General features: G+C 62.7%; 16 protein-coding genes and 1 pseudogene. 4 read left to right on the forward strand and 13 right to left on the reverse strand.

Features of this window, described 5'->3' with window-relative positions; translation table 11 throughout:
- Window positions 1–11 precede the first annotated feature (11 nt).
- The 10 genes from C1A35_RS11670 to tolQ form a co-directional block, all read right to left on the reverse strand.
- Window positions 12–782 carry an outer membrane protein gene (locus C1A35_RS11670; protein ID WP_104664489.1) on the reverse strand — a complete coding sequence of 257 codons (771 nt, stop codon included), beginning with the start codon at window positions 780–782 and terminating at the stop codon, window positions 12–14.
- 252 nt (window positions 783–1,034) lie between these two features.
- Window positions 1,035–2,387: a phosphoglucosamine mutase gene (gene glmM / locus C1A35_RS11675; RefSeq protein ID WP_104664490.1), complete on the reverse strand. Its 1,353-nt coding sequence runs from the start codon at window positions 2,385–2,387 to the stop codon at window positions 1,035–1,037.
- 317 nt (window positions 2,388–2,704) lie between these two features.
- Window positions 2,705–4,648 carry an ATP-dependent zinc metalloprotease FtsH gene (gene ftsH, locus C1A35_RS11680; RefSeq protein WP_104664491.1) on the reverse strand — a complete coding sequence of 648 codons (1,944 nt, stop codon included), beginning with the start codon at window positions 4,646–4,648 and terminating at the stop codon, window positions 2,705–2,707.
- Between the two features lie 100 nt (window positions 4,649–4,748).
- A complete protein-coding gene (gene tilS / locus C1A35_RS11685; protein ID WP_104664712.1) occupies window positions 4,749–6,011 on the reverse strand; it encodes a tRNA lysidine(34) synthetase TilS in 1,263 nt (420 codons plus the stop codon).
- A gap of 64 nt (window positions 6,012–6,075) precedes the next feature.
- Window positions 6,076–7,107, reverse strand: a complete 1,032-nt coding sequence (ybgF, locus tag C1A35_RS11690) for a tol-pal system protein YbgF (protein ID WP_104664492.1) — start codon at window positions 7,105–7,107, stop codon at window positions 6,076–6,078.
- A 264-nt stretch (window positions 7,108–7,371) separates the two neighbouring features.
- Window positions 7,372–7,905 (reverse strand): peptidoglycan-associated lipoprotein Pal, encoded by a 534-nt coding sequence (gene pal / locus C1A35_RS11695; protein ID WP_104664493.1) that lies wholly within the window; start codon window positions 7,903–7,905, stop codon window positions 7,372–7,374.
- Between the two features lie 182 nt (window positions 7,906–8,087).
- On the reverse strand, window positions 8,088–9,374 hold the full coding sequence (tolB, locus tag C1A35_RS11700) for a Tol-Pal system beta propeller repeat protein TolB (protein ID WP_234822859.1): 1,287 nt from the start codon (window positions 9,372–9,374) through the stop codon (window positions 8,088–8,090).
- Between the two features lie 106 nt (window positions 9,375–9,480).
- Window positions 9,481–10,560, reverse strand: a complete 1,080-nt coding sequence (locus C1A35_RS11705; RefSeq protein ID WP_104664495.1) for a hypothetical protein — start codon at window positions 10,558–10,560, stop codon at window positions 9,481–9,483.
- Between the two features lie 9 nt (window positions 10,561–10,569).
- Window positions 10,570–11,022 (reverse strand): protein TolR, encoded by a 453-nt coding sequence (gene tolR, locus C1A35_RS11710; protein WP_034806246.1) that lies wholly within the window; start codon window positions 11,020–11,022, stop codon window positions 10,570–10,572.
- 27 nt (window positions 11,023–11,049) lie between these two features.
- Window positions 11,050–11,772 (reverse strand): protein TolQ, encoded by a 723-nt coding sequence (tolQ, locus tag C1A35_RS11715; RefSeq protein ID WP_077959801.1) that lies wholly within the window; start codon window positions 11,770–11,772, stop codon window positions 11,050–11,052.
- Window positions 11,773–12,241: 469 nt separating this feature from the next.
- Here tolQ and ligD point away from each other — a divergent pair.
- Window positions 12,242–13,201, forward strand: a pseudogene (ligD, locus tag C1A35_RS11720) (non-homologous end-joining DNA ligase); the annotation flags it as partial.
- Here ligD and C1A35_RS11725 read toward each other — a convergent pair.
- The 3 genes from C1A35_RS11725 to ybgC form a co-directional block, all read right to left on the reverse strand.
- On the reverse strand, window positions 13,198–14,091 hold the full coding sequence (locus C1A35_RS11725) for a haloalkane dehalogenase (RefSeq protein WP_199772919.1): 894 nt from the start codon (window positions 14,089–14,091) through the stop codon (window positions 13,198–13,200). The pseudogene ligD and the gene C1A35_RS11725 overlap by 4 nt on opposite strands.
- A complete protein-coding gene (locus tag C1A35_RS11730) occupies window positions 14,084–14,680 on the reverse strand; it encodes a TetR/AcrR family transcriptional regulator (protein ID WP_104664498.1) in 597 nt (198 codons plus the stop codon). Before C1A35_RS11730 ends, C1A35_RS11725 begins: the two co-directional genes overlap by 8 nt.
- 129 nt (window positions 14,681–14,809) lie before the next feature.
- On the reverse strand, window positions 14,810–15,265 hold the full coding sequence (gene ybgC / locus C1A35_RS11735; protein WP_104664499.1) for a tol-pal system-associated acyl-CoA thioesterase: 456 nt from the start codon (window positions 15,263–15,265) through the stop codon (window positions 14,810–14,812).
- Window positions 15,266–15,389: 124 nt separating this feature from the next.
- On the opposite strand from ybgC, the gene C1A35_RS11740 reads away from it, so the two are divergent.
- The 3 genes from C1A35_RS11740 to C1A35_RS11750 are packed head-to-tail and all read left to right on the forward strand — an operon-like array spanning window position 15,390 to window position 18,366.
- A complete protein-coding gene (locus tag C1A35_RS11740; RefSeq protein ID WP_104664500.1) occupies window positions 15,390–16,610 on the forward strand; it encodes an NAD-dependent epimerase/dehydratase family protein in 1,221 nt (406 codons plus the stop codon).
- A complete protein-coding gene (locus C1A35_RS11745) occupies window positions 16,607–17,467 on the forward strand; it encodes a glycosyltransferase (protein ID WP_104664501.1) in 861 nt (286 codons plus the stop codon). Before C1A35_RS11740 ends, C1A35_RS11745 begins: the two co-directional genes overlap by 4 nt.
- Entirely contained in the window at window positions 17,464–18,366 is a 903-nt protein-coding gene (locus C1A35_RS11750) for an NAD-dependent epimerase/dehydratase family protein (protein ID WP_104664502.1), read from the forward strand. The genes C1A35_RS11745 and C1A35_RS11750 overlap by 4 nt, the downstream gene beginning before the upstream one ends.
- The last annotated feature ends 42 nt before the right edge of the window (window positions 18,367–18,408 follow it).

Genomic DNA, 18,408 nt, shown 5'->3' on the forward strand with positions numbered 1-18,408 from the left:
GCTGCTGCCGACTATTCCAGCGCGTAGCGAAGGCCAACCTTGAAGTCGTGCGAGGTGATGTCCTTGAAGTGCATCGGCGCGCTGGTGTATTTTCCGTCGTAGGACCGAATCTCCTTGGTCTTGGCATCACCGAGGTTCATGTAGCTGTAACCGACGTCCAGTGTCAGCCTGTCGCTTGCCTTGTAACCGACGCCCGCGTGCAGCGCCCAGGCGAAGTTCCAGGTGGGATCGCTGTCGGCCGTAGCCAGGCCCAGCTTCGGTACGTTGACGTCACGGAAACCCGAAATGGTGTTGCGCGACGCGCCGATGCCGGCGCCGATGTAGGGAACGACACCGTACCAGTCACCAAGATCGACATAGGCGTTCGCCATCAGCAGCCATTCGGATTTGGCTCCGTCATAGTCGTTGGTGCCTTCCCAAATCGGGTTGCCGCTCGCGTCCGTGTTGTAGGTGTAGCGGTCGAGCGCCGAGAAATCCGCCTTGCCACGATATTCGACGATGCCGTCCATTCGCAGCCAGTCATTGAACTGGTAGCCGACGCCAATGCCACCAAGCGGTGCGCTGTTGAAGCCACCTTCATCCACTAGCTCGTGAAAAGGGGCAAGGGAGAAGTCGGCGTTCTCCAGACTGCCGAGTCGCTGGTTGCTCATGCCCAGATATCCACGCAGGTACCATCCACCGACCGGTACGACCACAGGATCGGGCTCAACATAAAGGTCAGCCGCCGCAGCGGGGATCCCGCCGCAAATCGCGGCGGCCAATGCCAGAAAATGCCTTTTCATAATATCACTCCGCGAATACTAGCGAACTCCTGGGTCGCGACCGGAAGCAGGTTCGGCGACTTTTCTCGCTAGAAGTCGCATGCGCGGGTTAATATCCGATTAAGCATAGAAATTTACCACGATCGCAAGCTTAGCGGGCAATTGCGCTGCAGCGTTAACCATCTTCAAACCGCAGAGGCCAACGAAAAATGCCGACCGCGATAGCAGTCGGCATCCTGTCTTTCGGTGTGTAAGTCGTAGCGGCGACGTCGGTCAGGCGGCGTTGCGAACGCTGCCGATGACATTGACCAGTTCGTCGACGATGCGCTCGACCTGGCCGCGATCGTCGCCTTCCGCCATGACGCGGATGAGCGGCTCGGTGCCGGACGGACGGATCAGCAGGCGGCCCGATTTGGCAAGTTCCGATTCCGCATCCGCGATCGCCTGGCGCACGGTTGCATTCTCAAGTGGCTTGCCGGCGGAAACACGAACATTCTTCAAGACCTGCGGAACCGGCTCGAAGCGATGGCATACTTCGCTGACGGCCTTGCCCTGGCGTTTGATCACCGCAAGGATCTGCAGTGCGGCAACGAGACCATCGCCGGTCGTGCCGAAGTCGGACAGCACGATATGGCCCGACTGCTCGCCGCCGACATTCAGGCCGTCCTGGCGCATCTGCTCGACGACGTAACGGTCGCCGACCTTGGTGCGGCGCAGGTCGATGCCGCGTCCCTTCAGGTAGCGCTCGAGACCGAGATTGGACATCACGGTGGCGGCAATGGCGCCGCCGCGCAGCATGCCGTCCTCGGCCCAGCTGTCGGCGATGACGGCCATCAGCTGGTCGCCATCGATGACCGTGCCGTTCTCGTCGACGATCAGTACGCGGTCGGCGTCACCGTCGAGCGCGATGCCGATATCGGCGCGCACCTCGTGGACCTTCTTCGACAACGCAGCCGGATGGGTAGAGCCGCAATCGAGATTGATGTTTTGACCGTTCGGTTCGGTGCCGATGGTGACGACTTCCGCGCCCAGTTCCCAAAGAGCGGTCGGCGCCACCTTGTAGGCTGCGCCATTGGCGCAGTCGACGGCGATCCTCAGGCCCTGCAGCGTCACGTCGCGCGGCAGGGTGCGCTTTGCGTGCTCCAGGTAGCGATAGATGTCGCCATCGACGCGCTTTGCCCGGCCGATGTCTTCCGACCTAGCCAACTGGCCCGAAAGATCCTGGTCAAGCAGCGCCTCGATCTTCTCCTCGATGTCGTCGGAAAGCTTGTAGCCGTCCGGACCGAAAAGCTTGATGCCGTTGTCCTGGAAGGGATTGTGCGAGGCCGAAATCATCACGCCGATATCGGCGCGCAGCGAACGGGTGAGCATGGCCACACCCGGCGTCGGGATCGGCCCGAGCAGGAAGACGTCGAGGCCGGCAGCGGTGAAGCCTGCCACCATCGCGTTTTCGAGCATGTAGCCGGAAAGACGCGTATCCTTGCCGATCACCACCCGGTGGCGATGGGCGCCGTTGCGAAAGATCGTACCGACGGCGATGCCGACCCGCATCGCCAGATCCGGCGTCATCGGAAACGTGTTGGACTGGCCGCGAATACCATCGGTACCGAAATACTTGCGCTTCATAAGAGCTCCATCGTTCTGCCGGGTCAGCGCTGGCTTTGCCAGCTTCGCCTGTCTGCGGGGTGCGCGACTGGGTTTCATTGACCGGACCTCATTTCAAATCGGCGGTTGCCGTACGCCTCGGATCGTCGTGCCGGACCATGGCATGCGATCGCAAGACACATGAGTCTTCTTTGACACAAAAGCGCAGCAAACGGCAGCAAGCCTAGCATCAGAAATCATTACATCCCGTTACCAAATGCCAGACGCCGAACCGCCAACGAAAAGCCGCCGTTCCACTCAAGGAACGGCGGCTCCAATACATGGCCGAGAGGCGTCGGTTATTGCGGCTGCGGCTCGAACCCGCCTTCGGATTCTTCGCCCTTGCTGCCGGCCGAACCTTCCTTCTTGGCGCCGGCCGAGGGAACGGCCGAGCCGCGATGCGGCGGCGTGTCGTCGCCGAGATCACGTGCCGGCTTCTCTCCGCGGATCAGCGCCTTGATTTCTTCGCCGGTCAGCGTCTCGTATTCGAGCAGCCCTTCGGCAAGCGCCACGAACTCGTGGTTCTTCTCCGTCAGGATTTTGCGCGCGGTCTCGTAGGCCTCATCGATCAGACGACGGATTTCGTTGTCGATCTTCTGGGCGGTCGCCTCCGACACGTTCTTCTGCTGGGCAACGGAGTGGCCGAGGAAGACTTCCTGCTGGTTCTCGCCGTAGGAAACCTGGCCGAGCTGGTCGGAGAAGCCCCATTGCGTCACCATCGCGCGGGCAAGCTTGGTGGCCTGCTCGATATCGGACGATGCGCCGGAGGTGATGTTCTCCTTGCCGAAGGTCAGCTCTTCGGCGACGCGACCGCCCATCATGATGGCAAGACGCGAGACCATCCACTTGTAGCTCATCGAATAGCGGTCGCCTTCCGGCAACTGCATGACCATGCCGAGCGCGCGACCGCGCGGGATGATCGTCGCCTTGTGCAGCGGGTCGGCCGAGGGAACGTTGAGCGCCAGGATCGCGTGACCGGCTTCGTGATAGGCGGTCAGCTTCTTCTCGGCTTCGGTCATCGCCGACGAACGGCGCTCCGCGCCCATCATGATCTTGTCCTTGGCATCCTCGAACTCGAGCATGGTGACAAGACGCTTGTTGCGCCGGGCGGCCATCAGGGCAGCCTCGTTGACGAGGTTCATGAGGTCGGCACCGGAGAAGCCGGGCGTACCACGGGCGAGCACCTTGAGGTCGACATTCGGCGCCAGCGGCACGTTGCGCACATGCACCTTGAGGATGCGTTCGCGGCCGTTGATATCCGGGTTCGGCACGACGACCTGGCGGTCGAAACGGCCCGGACGTAGAAGGGCCGGGTCGAGAACGTCAGGACGGTTGGTCGCAGCGATCAGGATGATACCTTCGTTGGCTTCAAAGCCGTCCATCTCGACCAGCAGCTGGTTGAGCGTCTGTTCGCGCTCGTCGTTGCCGCCGCCAAGACCGGCGCCACGATGGCGGCCGACGGCGTCGATTTCGTCGATGAAGATGATGCAGGGCGCATTCTTCTTGGCCTGCTCGAACATGTCACGCACACGGCTGGCGCCGACGCCGACGAACATTTCGACGAAGTCCGAGCCGGAGATCGTGAAGAACGGCACGTTGGCTTCGCCTGCGACCGAGCGGGCAAGTAGCGTCTTACCGGTACCGGGCGGACCGACGAGCAGCACGCCGCGCGGAATACGACCGCCAAGGCGCTGGAACTTCTGCGGGTCGCGCAGGAATTCGACGATTTCCTCCAGATCCTGCTTGGCTTCGTCGACGCCGGCGACGTCGTCAAACGTGACGCGGCCATGCGCTTCCGTCAGAAGCTTTGCCTTCGACTTACCAAAGCCCATGGCGCCACGCGAGCCGCCCTGCATCTGGCGCATGAAGAACAGCCAGACGCCGAGGATCAGAAGCATCGGCAGAAGCGTTCCGATATAGCTGAGGAACCCGGACGAACCGTCGGTTTCCGGGCGAACCGTGACCGTCACGTCCTTGGCCTCGAGGCGCTCGGTGAGCGCCGTATCAACGGATGGCGCATAGGTCTGGAAGGTTGCGCCGCTTTCGGAGTAGCTGCCGATCACCTTCGAGCCGGTGATGACCACTTCCTTGACGCGGCTCGCATCCACGTCCTTGAGGAACTGCGAGAACGGAATCTCGCGCGAGCCGGTGCGCTCCGTCGGCTGCTGGAACATGCTGAACAGCGCGATCAGCAGAAGCGCTATGATTGCCCAAAGGGCAAGATTACGAAAATTAGGGTTCATCGAACTCCCCGGAACCTGTCACGACCCGCGCATTTCGCGAGCCGCTGTCTTGCTCCCTAACATAGGGTTCTGGTGACGTATTGCCAAGGCAAACCGCCGGCTACCGTTCCATTTCTGTCAATAGATCGTGAACCGGCGGCGGAGGATAATGCGCTCGTCCGAACAATCCGGCGATCCGATCGGCCATGATCCGGTCGAAACCCGGCAAAAAGGTGTCGTAGAGCCCGATCCGCGGCTCGATTGTGACGGATGCGACACTTTCACCGTTCTCCGCGAGTATCTGCGGCGCCGAGAGCGACGCACGGCCGGCAACGCCCGGTGGCAGGCCTGCGGCAATAAGTCTCTGCTGTTGTGGTCCACGCCCGCCTTCCGCCACCACGGAGACCGGAGCGTCTCGGCCATTGTGCACACGGAAGCGACCGTCCCACAGTCCGGTCTCGCCGCCCGCAAGCCTCAAAGCCTGCAGACCCCGCGCCTCGCGATAGAGGTAGAGCCCGCTCGAACGCCGGTCGAACACGCATCTCCCGGCGGTCAGCCGGCCGGGTGTTGCCTGCTGCAGAAACGTCGTCAGCCGCTCCACAGTGTCGGCGGCAGGGATATGCGCACGACCGCCGATGACGGCCACCAGCGCCAGCAGCGCCCGCTGCCAGTCGACGTCGCGTTCCTCGGCCGGGGTGCGCGTGATTTCCGCCACCAGGCCCGCATGCACGCGGACGTGTCGGGCGATGAGGGTGGCGGCTCTTGCCGACGACCGGGCTCTGGCCACCGCATCCCATGCGCCCGCCTTCGCCTGCGGAGATCGCGCCAGTTCAGCGCGGGCACGCACCCGCTCGAAAACCGGGTTGGCGTTGCTCGGGTCATCGAACCAGGTCGCGCTGCGGGCCGCAAGAAAGGCGCGGATCGACGCCCGCTCGAGGTCGAGGAACGGCCGCAGCACCCAGATCCGGCGATCGTAGAGGGTGGCGCTCGCCATGCCGGAGGCACCCGGCCCCTGCGCCCTTTGCGTCCGCATCAGGATCGTTTCGCGCTGGTCGTCGCCGGTGTGGCCGGTGGCGATGCAGCCGGCCTCGAGCCGCTCGGCGGCATCCGCCAGCAGGCGATAGCGCGCCGCGCGCGCGGCTGCCTGAATGCCGGTCAGCGGTTTGGGGCCATCCCATCGCATGGTGAGGTGCGGCACGCCGATGCTTGCGCAGAACGCGGCAACGCCTTGCGCTTCCTCGGCCGATTCCGGCCTCAGGGCGTGATCGACCGTGCACGCGACCAGGGACAATCTGTTGGGTTCGGCTGCCTCGATCGCCTCGTTCAGGGCGAGAAGCAGGCCCTTGGAGTCGCTCCCGCCGGAGATGGCGACGAGGATGCGCATCGGGCGAAGAAAGGAGGCGAGAAATCGTTTTGCCGTTTCGACAACGGCCGTCGGCGCTTGAGCCTCAGCAGCCAAAGCGGCTCTGCTCGCTCGTCACCTTCGCCTTCACCGCGGGCGAGGCCTTGGGATAGCGCTTGTTGACCTCGCGCAGCGTTGCGCAGGCAGTTTCCTTGTTGTCGAGCGCGCCCAGCGACATGCCGAGCTTCAGCAGCATTTCCGGTGCCTTCGGCGACTTGCCGTGGGCCTGATGCGCATTCAGGAAGGTCTTGGCAGCGTCGCTGTATTTGCCCTGCGAATATTGGGCCTCGCCCAGCCAGAAGCTGGCATCGGCCGCCTTGTCGCCATTGGGAAACGCGGCCAGGTAGTCGCCAAATTCCTGTTCGGCGGTGCTGTAGTCGCCCGAGAGGACATGACCGTAGGCCGACTGATAGAGGTCGCCGGGGTTGTCGAGAGACGCCGTCTGCTGACTGCCGGGATTGCTGTTCAATCCGCCATCGCTGGGTGCGCCGGAATCGACACCCGGTAGCGTGGCATTGGCGCCCGGCTGCGTGTCGGTGGTGGCTGCGACCGGATTACCGTTTTCGTCGAATACGATCTGGCCGAGCGTCGAGGGCGGCGCAGCGCCGGTGGCGCCCTGGCCCGCACCGGGCGAAACGCCCGACGACGCCATGTCGTTGCCGCCGCCTGCCGGCGCCATGGTCTGGCTATCCGTCACCCCCGGGGTGACGGACGCCTGATCGCTGGTTTTCGGCGTCTGCAGAGCGCCGCTCTTCTTCGGGGAGGCCTTGCCGCTTTCCAGATCCTGGAAGCGGAACTCGTTGTCCTCCTGGAACTTCCGGATCTGCTCCTGCATCTGCAGGAGCTGGAAGCTCATTTCCTCGATACGCCCGTTGAGCGAGCGGATCTGTTCCTCGAGCTGGCCAATCCGTGCGGTTTCGGCCGACTGCACCTTCACCACAGGCAGCTTCTGCTGCGCTGACGCGTTGGTGTCAGCCGTTCGGGCCAGCAGCCCTGAAAGAGGCATGGCGTTCGCCGTCTGGCCGAGACCCGCAAGGGTCGCAAGACCGATCAGGCCCGCCACGACAAATTTCTTCATTTCATTTGTCCTGTTCGAATACCGGTTGTCCCACCCTTGAGCCGGGGCCCGCAATACATCTCGCCGAGTCAACTGGGTGATTGCCGCACAGTTTTCCAATTACCCTGAAAAAGCAACGGAGTTCGGCCAAAGTGTGGTAAAAAAGCAAAGGGCGGCCGAGGGCCGCCCTTTTAATTTTAGCGATCTGTGATCTCGGGAACACGATGTGTCTTGCGCGATCACGCATCGATTCCCGGCCACGCGAGACGCGCGGCCACGGCATCATTACATGCCGGCGCCACCGAGAACGGTAACCGCGCGGCGGTTCTGCGACCAGCACGAGATGTCGTCGCAAACGGCAACCGGCTTTTCCTTGCCGTAGGAGATCGTCTTCATGCGGTTCGCCGGAACGCCCTGGCTGATCAGGTAGTCGCGGGTGGAAGCCGCACGGCGGGCGCCGAGCGCCAGGTTGTATTCGCGCGTGCCGCGTTCGTCGGCATGGCCTTCGATGGTGATCGCGTAGTTCGGATACTTGGCGAGCCACTGAGCCTGACGGGCGAGCGTCTGCTGTGCGTCGGCACGGATCGAGGTGGAGTCGGTGTCGAAGAAGATGCGGTCGCCGACATTGACGGTGAAGTCCTGCTGCGAGCCCGGCGTTGCGGAACCGGCGCCGCCGAGACCGAGTTCGCCAGCACTGCCCGGCAGGTTCTTCTTCGATGCACAGCCAGCCAGGGCAAGCGTCATGACCAGGGCGATCATGACCGGGTTGCGAGCGATGGTCTGCATGCGGCCTGCGGCCGGGGTGTCAATTCGGCTCATACGCCGGTCTCCTTGAGAAGTGTCTGAATTCACGGTTGCCAGACTGTAACCGGAAGCGGTTAATCGCTTTTCAACAGTTATGGTTAACAAATCGATAATTTCGGCCCGGGCCCTGCTAGACCAGCACTTTGCGGCGAGAAAGCGGCACCGCTGCCACAATCTCCGCCGCAAATCGGGTCACCCTATTCAAGCAGCGGCGACCAGGCCGGGTCGGATGCGAAGCCCTTGGTCTGGATCAGCTGCTCGTTGTAACCGGAGAGGTCGATCGAGTAGAGCTGCGGCCCGCCGGAGCCGGCGCCCTGGCGGAAGAACATCAGGACGCGGCCGTTCGGCGCCCAGGTCGGGCCTTCGTTGTGGAAGCCGGTCGTGAGGATACGTTCGCCCGAACCGTCGGTCTTCATCACGCCGATCGAGAACTTGCCGCCCGACTGCTTGGTGAAGGCGATGAGGTCGCCACGCGGAGACCATACCGGCGTCGAATAGGAGCCGTCGCCGAAGGAGATGCGGCGCTGGCCGGAGCCGTCGGCACCCATGACGTAGATCTGCTGGCGACCACCGCGGTCGCTTTCAAAGGCAATCTGGCTGCCGTCGGGCGAATAGGACGGTGCGGTGTCGATCGCCGCGGTGTTGGTGAGGCGCGTCGTCGTGCGCGAGCGCAGGTCCATCGTGTAGATGTTGGCGTTGCCGTCCTGCTGCAGGCTCATGATGACCCGCTGGCCATCCGGCGAGAAGCGCGGCGAGAAGGTCATGCCGGGGAAGTTGCCGACGACCTCGCGCTGGCCGGTTTCCAGCTGCAGCAGGTAGACGCGCGGCTGCTGGTTTTCGAACGACATGTAGGTGACTTCCTGGCGGTTCGGCGAGAAGCGCGGCGTCAGAACGATGTCGTTGGAATTGGTGAGCGCACGGGCGTTGAAGCCGTCCTGGTCCATGATGGCGAGCTGCCGCTTGCGTGCCGTCTTCGGCCCGCTTTCGGCGACATAGACGATACGGGTGTCGAAATAGCCCTTTTCGCCGGTGATGCGCTCATAGATGGCATCGGCGATGATGTGGGCGACGCGGCGCCAGTTTTCCGGCTGGGTGAAGAACTGCTGGCCGGTCATCTGCGAGCCGCCGAACGTATCCCACAGGCGGAATTCCGCCTTCAGCCTGCCGTCGCCTTCCTGCGTCACGCGGCCGGTGACGAGCGCCTGTGCGTTGATGACCTTCCAGTCCTCAAAGCGCGGCGTCGCGTCCGGGTTGCTGATCTTCTCGATGAAGGCACCCTTGTTGATCGGCGCAAACAGGCCCGAACGCTTCAGATCGGCTGCGACAACGTCGGAAATCTTCTGACCGAGTTCGCCCTGGAGGAAGTCGGTAACAGCAATCGGCAGCGGTTCGACGTTGCCCTTGTTGATGTTGATTTCAACTTCAGCATTTGCCGGTGTCACCGCCGCCACGACGGCGGCTAACATGCCCGCGGCCACCATCATGGCGCGGATAAGAGAGACCTTGATCATAGGGACAAGCCTTTCAGCTTCGTACGAAGGGTTTGCAGGGTTGGGGTGCTATCCGGCATGGGTTCCAATCCCGGCAGCTCTAGAGTGCGAATTCCGAGGGGTCGAAGTTCAGCACGAGGGTATTCCATCCTTTTTCGCCCTCATATTTTTCAGGCGGGAGATTCTGTAGCGGCGCCGAGCGACGGATCGCGCGCAAGGTGCTGCTCTCAACGGCGCGGCGGGTGCCTTCGGGGCCGCCGGTTGCGGTAACCTCGGGCGTACCGACGATGTTGCCCGACGGGTCGAGCTGCACGCGGACCGTGACGCGAACTTCCTCAACGCCGGTCAGGCCTGGGGTCAGCGACCAGTTGCCCTGAATCTGGCCCTTGACGCCGTCGATCTCGTTGGCGCTCAAGCCCACGCCGATCGTCTTCTTGCCGCCGAGAGCCGCTTCCTGCGTCGAGCGCTTGGCGCCACCGGCGGACGGATCCTGCCGGTTGAGCAGCGCTGCGATCTCGTCGGCGTTGAACTTGCTTTCCTCGGTGGAAGCCGCCTTCTTCTGTTCCTTCGGCGTCGCCTCGTTCTTGCGCTCCGGCGTCTTTGCGCTCTGCGCCGGCTTTTCGACCTTCGGCTTTGCAGCCGGCGTCGGCACCTTCTCGGGCAGCGCTTCGGCTTCCGGGTTCTCGGCCGGCTTTTCTTCGGCGGGCGCCGGATCGGGCTTCGTTTCCGGCTTCACTTCCTGCTTGGGTTCCGGCAGGGCTGCAACTTCGGTCGCGGGCTCCGAGGCAGGCTTGCTCTCCTCGACCTTCTTGATTTCCTGCTCGACCGGATCGGGCGTCGGTTCGGGCTTTTCGTTCTTTTCAGGCGAGGCCGTGGCTTCGCTCTTCGACGGCTTGGCGTTCGGCGTCGGCGGCGTCTTCAGGTCCGTGTCGTTGTCGCCGATGTTTTCGGCTGGCTGGTTCGTCTCCGGACGCTTGGTCGGAACCGGCGACGACGTCTCCTTCTTCGGAGCCTTCTTGTCGCCCTGCTGAACCTGGGTCATTTCCGAATAGGGAACGATGTCGACAGGCAAAGCCTCGACGTCGGCGACCTGGAAGTCAGCCGGGCTGCCAAGCGACACCAGCGCCCAGGTCAAGACCATGGCGTGGAGGACAGCAGATGTAGCGAGACTGCCCTTCATCGTGGACGATCACTTTTCCTGTTCTTGCAGCGTGACGAGGCCGAGGTTCTTGAAACCGGCGGCCGAGATGCGGGCCATGACCTTCATGACCGTACCGTAGTCGGCATTGGTGTCGCCGCGCACATAGATGCGCTCGTTGTAGCCGGTGGTGGCGATCGCCTCGAGCTTCGGCACCACTTCGTCGATGGCGATCGCGGTTTCCTGCAGGTAGATCTCGCCGGCCGGGTTGACCGAGACGGTGATCGGCTGCGTATCGGAATTGAGCGCCTTTGCCTGCGTTTCCGGCAGGTCGATCGGCACGCCGACCGTCATCATCGGTGCTGCCACCATGAAGATGATCAGGAGCACGAGCATGACGTCGACGAACGGCGTCACGTTGATCTCGCTCATCATGGCTTTCTTGCCGCCGCGGCGACGACGTCCGCCACCCGAACCCTTGGCTCCGCCAACCGACATACCCATCAGCGTGGTCTCCGTATTCTCTGGCGATTATTGTGCGGCCTGACGCGGGCTCTGCAGCTTCTCGTCGATCTGGCGCGACAGGATGGCGGAGAACTCGTCAGCAAAGGCTTCCATGCGGGCCGAGAGCTTGCCGGCGTCGGCCGAGAACTTGTTGTAGGCGATAACCGCGGGGATAGCGGCGAGAAGGCCGATCGCGGTGGCGAGCAGCGCCTCGGCGATACCGGGCGCCACGACCGCAAGGTTGGTCGACTTCGAGCCGGCAATCGCCTGGAACGAGGTCATGATACCGACAACCGTACCGAAGAGGCCGATGAACGGGGCGGCCGAGCCGATGGTCGCGAGCGAGCCGAGGCGGGCTTCGAGCGATTCCGATTCACGGGCAAGGGTCACGTCCATGGCGCGGTCGATGCGCATCTGCAGGCCGATCGGCGAACGGGCGCCGCGCTCGAAGCTCTTCTTCCATTCGCGCATGGCCGATACGAAGATCGCACCCATGCCGGCGGTCTGCCGGTCGGCGAGCGTGCGGTAGAGCTCTTCCAGCGACTGGCCCGACCAGAACACCTGCTCGAAGCTGTCGAGCTGGCGACGAACGCGACCGTAGTTCAGCGTCTTGTCGACGACGATCGCCCAGGTCCAGACGGAGGCTGCCACCAGCCCCAGCATGACCAGCTTCACGACGAAGCCCGCTTGCATGAATAGCGACCAGAGACTCACGTCGTGCGTCGCAGCGGCCAATCCAACCTGTTCCATCGTCTTCAGTCCCCGAATCCAAACACCCGGCAAGAGCGGTTCATGCTCGTGACCGGGTAGCCCAAACGTCCTGTTTGCAAGAGTGCCCGGCACCGCCGCAGATCGCACCATCGCGACCTTAATTAGCTTTAGGTTGCCTTCTTGCCGTCAATTTTGGTCAAAGGATGACGTGCACTGCACAAATCCTGATGCGATGATTAAGACACCATTATGGTTAAGAGACCGTTACCGCAGTGTGTCTTTGCAGTCTCACCGGAGCGGCGGAACTTACACTGGCCGGCCACGTTGTCCGGCGACAAGCGGATCCACGACGAGGCGTTGCGAAAAGCTGCCGTTCTCGCGATAGTCTGACGGTCGCGCTGCCACCATGCCCATCACAAAGGCGACCCCGAAGTCGACGGCCGTGCAACTGATCCCGGGTGAGCAAATGACCAGTTCCGGAAAGGCATCCACGAATAGCGGCAAAGCCAAACCGGCGGCCAGGGCGCAAAAGCCGCCCGCCGCCAAGGCACATTCCGCTGCGTCCGAAGAGATCGTTTCCGGCGTCAGGATCAGCCATCCGGAACGGATCCTGTTTCCGGAGCGGGGCATCAGCAAAGGGGATCTCGCCCGTTACTGCGCGGCGGTCGCCGATCGCATGCTGCCTTTCGCCGCCGGCCACCTGCTGTCATTGGTGCGCGCGCCCCAAGGGCTAAAGGGGCCGCGCTTCTACCAGAAGCATGCCGGCGATGGCTTTCCGCAGGAGATCAGGGAAATCCCGGTCAGGGAGAGCTCCGGCGAAACCGAGAGCTACATGTATGTGCAGGATGCCCAAGGCTTGATCGCCGCGGTGCAGATGGGAGCGCTTGAATTCCACATCTGGGGCTCGCGGTTCGACGCGCTGGAAACGCCCGATCGCCTCGTTTTCGACCTCGACCCCGATGAAGGTCTTGATTTCACGACCGTGAAGGACGCCGCCACCGCCTTGCGCGAAGCGCTCACGGAGATCGGGCTCAAGTCGATGCCGATGGTCACGGGCGGCAAGGGCGTCCATGTCATCGTACCCTTGATTGCCCAAGCCACCTGGCCGGAAGCAAAGGCTTTTGCCAAAGCCTTTGCGCAAGGCTTCGCCGAGCGCGAACCGCAAAAGTTCATCGCCACCATGTCGAAGGAGAAGCGCAAGGGCGTGATCTTCATCGACTGGCTGAGAAACGAGCGCGGCGCCACCGCGGTCGCGCCCTATTCGACCCGGGCGCGGCCCGGCGGACCGGTCGCCACGCCCACCAGCTGGGACGAACTTGCCGATCTCAAGTCCGCCAATAGCTTTCATATCCCCGACATTCTCGCGCGCATTGAAGGCGGATGCGATCCGTGGCGAGACCTCGCAAACGTCAGGCAATCGCTCACCCGGGAGATGCTGGACAGGCTTGGGGCGAAAGCGGCGGACTAGGCCGCCGCCTCCCGCTGTAGATCGAGTATCCAGGCTCGAATGGACGTGCCGATTGCATCGGGATGATCCTCCTGCAGATAGTGCGCACCCGCTCCGAGCTTCACGAGACGGCAATCGGCGAGCGCACCGGCACAGGCTTCCGCCTCCGCCGGAGAAATCAGGGCGCCCGGATCGCCCGAGAACAACAGTTTCGGATAGTGCGAAGCGCGAAGGGCCGCATGGTCCGCGCCATTGATCGCGTGGAATTCGCTCGGGCTGCCCTCGATCGGCAGTTCGCGTGGCAACCGAAGCACGGGGCGACGGGAGGCCGGGTCCGGAAACGGCGAACGATAGGCATCCATTTCCTCATCGCTCAGTTTGCGCAGGATCGCATTCGGCACCACCCGCTCGATGAAGACGTTCTCTTCCAGGATCAATCGCTCACCGACACAAGGGGTACGGAACGCCTTGAACAATTCGCGCGCCTGCGGCTTTTGATGGAAGGCGTCGAATGTCTCGGCCGGCCGGATGTACTCCATGAAGGCCAGTCCCAGTACCTTTTCCGGATAAAGCGCAGCAAAGTGAAAGGCGAGTGCAGTTCCCCAGTCCTGAGCGACGAGAAAGAGCGGACCGGGCACGACCTTTTCGACGAAGGCTTCGAGATAACGGAACTGGTCGAGAAAGGAATAGTCGATATCGGGCTTGGCCGAGTGGCCATAACCGATCAGATCCGGCGCGACGCAGCGTCCGATCGCAGCCACATGCGGAATGATGTTGCGCCAGATGTAGGACGACGTCGGATTGCCGTGCAGGAACAGGACCGTCGGCCCCGAGCCCTGCTCGACATAGGCCATCGACGATCCCAGGATATCGACGAACGATTTGCCGGCTGCGAATGTCTCGTCACGCATGCTTTCCTCCATCAAACACTGTTGAAAAAACGATCTTCCTGAAGGTCGCAAGCGGCGCCGGACTCCGGTCAACCTTCATGCGCAGCATCGCCCCTTGCCAGGCGCTGAGCAGGAAATCGGCGAGCTCGGCCGCCGAGCCGAGCGGCGTAATTTCGCCCTTCTCCAGCCCTTCGGCGATGCAGGCTTCGAAAGGGGCCCGCCAGGTCTCGAAGAGTTTCGACAGATGCGCACGAAGCCTTTCGTTGTCGAACGAGGCTTCGAGGCTGAGATTGCCGATCATGCAGCCGCGGCTGTAGTCGGCATCGGCAAGCTTGCCGGTGATGAGGTCGATATAGCGGCGAAGCCGATCGACCGGGCGCACGCTTCTGTCGCCAAGCGCCTCTTCGACGAGCCCCGAGACATAGGCGAAGTAGCGATCGAGCACTTCGATGACGAAGTCTTCCTTCGAAGCGAAGTGATTGGTGAAAGACCCGGGACGGGCGCCCGCAACCTCGACGATGTCGCGCACGCCGGTGCCGGCGTAGCCTGTGTTCCATACGAGCTGATCGCCCGCCTTCAGAAGATTTTCGCGTATCGATTTTCTGGACATAGCGAAATAATACGTACGTACGTATTATTGTCAATCGTTGAAACCGAAAGTGGAAACGAGGAGCGTTGCCAACGAAAAACGCCCCACTTCGGGGGCGTTGCGATCGGATCGAGGTTGGAGCGCCGCGACCTAGCCGGCGCTCTCCTTCGCATGCTGGAACTTGTAGGCGAGCGCCTCAGGCAGCCGCCGCGGCCGGCCCTGGCCGTTGATGACGGCGATGATCACCTTGGCGGCGATCAGCAGCTGCTCGCCCCGGCGGATCTCCTGCTGCAGCACCATCTTGGCGCCGCCGGCTTTCTCGGTGACCGTCGTGATCGTCAGGATGTCGTCCATGCGCGCCGGCAGCTTGAAGTCGATTTCCATGCGGTGCACGACGAAGACGAGACCTTCGCTGTCGCCCTCGATCGCCAGCGTCGCCTGCTCCACGCCGAGCAGCCGCAGGAAATCGGTGCGGGCGCGTTCCATGAAATGCAGGTAGCGGGCGTGGTAGACGACGCCGGAAAAATCGGTGTCTTCGTAATAGACGCGCTGGATCAGCCGATGGCCGTTTTCGGTCAGTTCGCCTGCGAGCGAAATCAGGGACATACTTCTCTCCGAAAGAATTTCCCGTTTCCTGTGCAGGAACAAAAAGCCGTTTGCAAGCATTGCAGCGTTGTCACAATCCTATCCTATCACGTGACCGACTTCCCTTGCGATCAGGAGAACGTGCATGAAGATTGCAATTCTCGGCGGCGACGGTTTCGTCGGCTGGCCCACGGCCCTTCATTTGTCCGATGCCGGTCACGACGTTCACATCCTCGACAACCTCTCCCGCCGATGGATCGATACGGAACTCGGCGTGCAATCCCTGACGCCGATGGATTCGATCCAGGAACGCACCCGCATCTGGCATGCCGAAACCGGCCGCCGCATCCACTTCAACCTGATCGACCTTGCTCGCGACTACGAACTCCTGAAGAACTGGCTCGCCGAGCATCGCCCCGATGCCATCGTGCATTTCGCCGAACAGCGCGCCGCCCCCTATTCGATGAAGAGCGACCGCCACAAGAACTACACGGTCAACAACAACGTTAACGGCACTCACAATCTTCTGAACGCGCTGGTCGAGCTCGGGCTCGACGCCCATCTCGTGCACCTCGGCACCATGGGCGTCTACGGCTATTCCACCATCGGCGCGGCGATCCCCGAGGGGTATCTGCCCGTCGGCATCGAGACGATGAGCGGCGAGACGGTCAGCCAGGAAATCCTCTATCCATCCAATCCGGGCTCGATCTACCATATGACCAAGTGTCTGGATCAGCTGCTCTTCCAGTTCTATGCCAAGAACGATGGCGTGAGGATCACCGACCTGCACCAGGGCATCGTCTGGGGCACCCACACCGAGCAGACGCGCCGCCATCCGCAACTCATCAACCGCTTCGACTATGACGGCGACTACGGCACCGTCTTGAACCGCTTCCTGATCCAGGCGGCGATCGGCTATCCGCTGACGGTGCACGGCACAGGCGGCCAGACGCGCGCCTTCATCCATATCCAGGATTCGGTGCGCTGCATCGAACTCGCGCTGAAGAACCCGCCGGCACGCGGCAGCCGCGTCGAGATCTTCAACCAGATGACCGAAACCCACCGGGTGCGCGACCTTGCCGAGATGATCGCATCGCTATCGGGCGCTGAGATCGCCTGGCTGCCGAACCCGCGCAAGGAAGCCGCCGAGAACGAACTCGTCGTGCACAACGAGAAATTCCTGGGCCTCGGCCTCAACCCGACGCGGCTGCAGGACGGATTGCTTTCGGAAATCGTCGATGTCGCCAAGAAATTCGCCTATCGTGTCGACAGAACGCGCGTGCCGGCCGTCTCCGCCTGGACCAAGGACATCGCGCCGCTCATCAACCACGACCCAGAGGGCAAGCGGCTGAAATCCGTTTCATGACATCGAACGATCCTTCGGAGGGGCTCAGCCCCTCCTCGCCTCCAACTGCCGGCCATGCCTTCGTGACGCTCGTCACCAATGCCGACTATGCGCTCGGCGCACGGGCGCTGGCCCGTTCCATCCGGCTGACGGGCACCGGGGCCGATATCGTCGTTCTGCACACGGGCGGCGTGTCGCTCGAAGCGCTGGCGCCGCTTGCCGCTTTCGGCTGCCGCATGGTCGAGACCGACCTCCTGCCGCTCTCCGACGCCTTCAACGAACGCCATCAGCGCCGCAACGTCCATGAGAAAGCTCCCTTCACCAAGGGGCGCAAGCCGGACTTCCATTCGCCGCTCGACAATTTCTGCAAGCTCCGGCTCTGGCAACTCGACGAATACCGGCGCTGCGTCTTCATCGATGCCGACGCGATCGTGCTTCGGAACATCGACCGGCTGTTTGCCTATCCGGAATTCTCGGCCGCCCCCAATGTCTACGAAAGCCTTGCGGACTTTCATCGGCTGAATTCCGGCGTCTTCGTCGCCGAACCGTCATCGGCGACATTCGAACGGATGCTGGCCTGCCTCGACGCGCCGGATGCCTTCTGGCCGCGCACCGACCAGACCTTCCTGCAGACCTTTTTCCCGGACTGGCACGGCCTGCCGGTGACCATGAACATGCTGCAATATGTCTGGTTCAACCTTCCCGAACTCTGGGACTGGCGTTCCATCGGCGTGCTTCATTTCCAGTACGAAAAGCCCTGGGAGAAAGATCATCCCCGCGCTGGAGCCTTGCAGCCGTTGGTCGAACTCTGGCACGCCTATCTGACGGGAGAAGGCATTCCGGACATCGCATCGCTCGCCAATCCGGCACGCCCATGACGAGGGTTCTGGTTTCCGGCGGCACCGGCTTCGTCGGCCGCTTCATCGTCGAGCACCTGCTGCAAAATGGCTATGAGGTTGCGGTCGGCGGCCGCACAGCGCCCGCCCGCGGCCTTTTCTCAAAGCCTGTCGATTTCGTGCCGCTTTCGCTCGATCCGGGTCTAGACCAGGCCGCCGCCTTCGCCGGGATGGAAGGTTTCGTCCATGCCGCCTTCGAGCATGTCGAAGGCAAGTATCGCGGCGGCGAAGGCGATGATCCCGATGGTTTCCGCCATGCCAATATCGACGGCTCTCGCCGCCTGTTCGAAACGGCGCGTGCCGCCGGCGTCAAACGCTGCGTGTTCCTGTCGAGCCGGGCCGTCTACGGCAGCCGGTTGGCGGGCACGGCCGACGAGACCACGCCCCCGGAACCGGACACGCTCTATGGTGAAGTGAAGCGCGCTGCCGAAAGCCTGCTCCGCGCGCTTGCCGCCCACGACTTTTGCGTTGCGAACCTGCGCGTGACCGGCGTCTACGGCGCGGTCGGCCCCGGCAAGAAACACAAATGGGCCGAACTTTTTTCGGCCTACCTCGACGGGCGGCCAGTCGAACCGCGGATCGGAACGGAGGTCCACGGCGACGACGTCGCAGCGGCCGTGCGCCTGATGCTCGAGGCCGACGCGGGTGCGGTCAGCGGCGAGGTCTTCAACGTCTCCGACCTGCTGCTCGATACCAGCCAAATCCTGTCGATCGTTCGGATGCTGACCGAATGTCCCCATCCACTGCCAGCGACAGTCCCGCCGACGGGCTATCTTGTCATGTCCACCGACAAGCTGCGCGCCCTTGGCTGGCAACCGGGCGGCACGGCACGACTGAAGGCGACTGTACGGGAATTGCTGGCGGATATCAGCCCGGTTTGAAGCAGGCTGCAGCTTGTCTGACGTCATCAGCGCTCAACCGGA

The organism is Ensifer adhaerens (assembly GCF_002940685.1).
Taxonomy (GTDB): Bacteria; Pseudomonadota; Alphaproteobacteria; order Rhizobiales; family Rhizobiaceae; genus Ensifer; species Ensifer adhaerens_E.

Excerpts from the sequence above, each read along its gene's own strand:
- pal (WP_104664493.1), bottom strand. The coding sequence starts at position 7,905 with ATGAGCCGAATTGACACCCCGGCCGCAGGCCGCATGCAGACCATCGCT.
- tilS (WP_104664712.1), bottom strand. The coding sequence starts at position 6,011 with ATGCGCATCCTCGTCGCCATCTCCGGCGGGAGCGACTCCAAGGGCCTG.
- tolQ (WP_077959801.1), bottom strand. The coding sequence starts at position 11,772 with ATGGAACAGGTTGGATTGGCCGCTGCGACGCACGACGTGAGTCTCTGG.
- C1A35_RS11705 (WP_104664495.1), bottom strand. The coding sequence starts at position 10,560 with ATGAAGGGCAGTCTCGCTACATCTGCTGTCCTCCACGCCATGGTCTTG.
- C1A35_RS11750 (WP_104664502.1), top strand. The coding sequence starts at position 17,464 with ATGACGAGGGTTCTGGTTTCCGGCGGCACCGGCTTCGTCGGCCGCTTC.
- ybgF (WP_104664492.1), bottom strand. The coding sequence starts at position 7,107 with ATGAAGAAATTTGTCGTGGCGGGCCTGATCGGTCTTGCGACCCTTGCG.
- tolR (WP_034806246.1), bottom strand. The coding sequence starts at position 11,022 with ATGGGTATGTCGGTTGGCGGAGCCAAGGGTTCGGGTGGCGGACGTCGT.
- C1A35_RS11745 (WP_104664501.1), top strand. The coding sequence starts at position 16,607 with ATGACATCGAACGATCCTTCGGAGGGGCTCAGCCCCTCCTCGCCTCCA.
- glmM (WP_104664490.1), bottom strand. The coding sequence starts at position 2,387 with ATGAAGCGCAAGTATTTCGGTACCGATGGTATTCGCGGCCAGTCCAAC.
- C1A35_RS11730 (WP_104664498.1), bottom strand. The coding sequence starts at position 14,680 with ATGTCCAGAAAATCGATACGCGAAAATCTTCTGAAGGCGGGCGATCAG.
- C1A35_RS11725 (WP_199772919.1), bottom strand. The coding sequence starts at position 14,091 with ATGCGTGACGAGACATTCGCAGCCGGCAAATCGTTCGTCGATATCCTG.
- C1A35_RS11670 (WP_104664489.1), bottom strand. The coding sequence starts at position 782 with ATGAAAAGGCATTTTCTGGCATTGGCCGCCGCGATTTGCGGCGGGATC.
- ybgC (WP_104664499.1), bottom strand. The coding sequence starts at position 15,265 with ATGTCCCTGATTTCGCTCGCAGGCGAACTGACCGAAAACGGCCATCGG.
- tolB (WP_234822859.1), bottom strand. The coding sequence starts at position 9,374 with ATGATGGTGGCCGCGGGCATGTTAGCCGCCGTCGTGGCGGCGGTGACA.
- C1A35_RS11740 (WP_104664500.1), top strand. The coding sequence starts at position 15,390 with ATGAAGATTGCAATTCTCGGCGGCGACGGTTTCGTCGGCTGGCCCACG.
- ftsH (WP_104664491.1), bottom strand. The coding sequence starts at position 4,648 with ATGAACCCTAATTTTCGTAATCTTGCCCTTTGGGCAATCATAGCGCTT.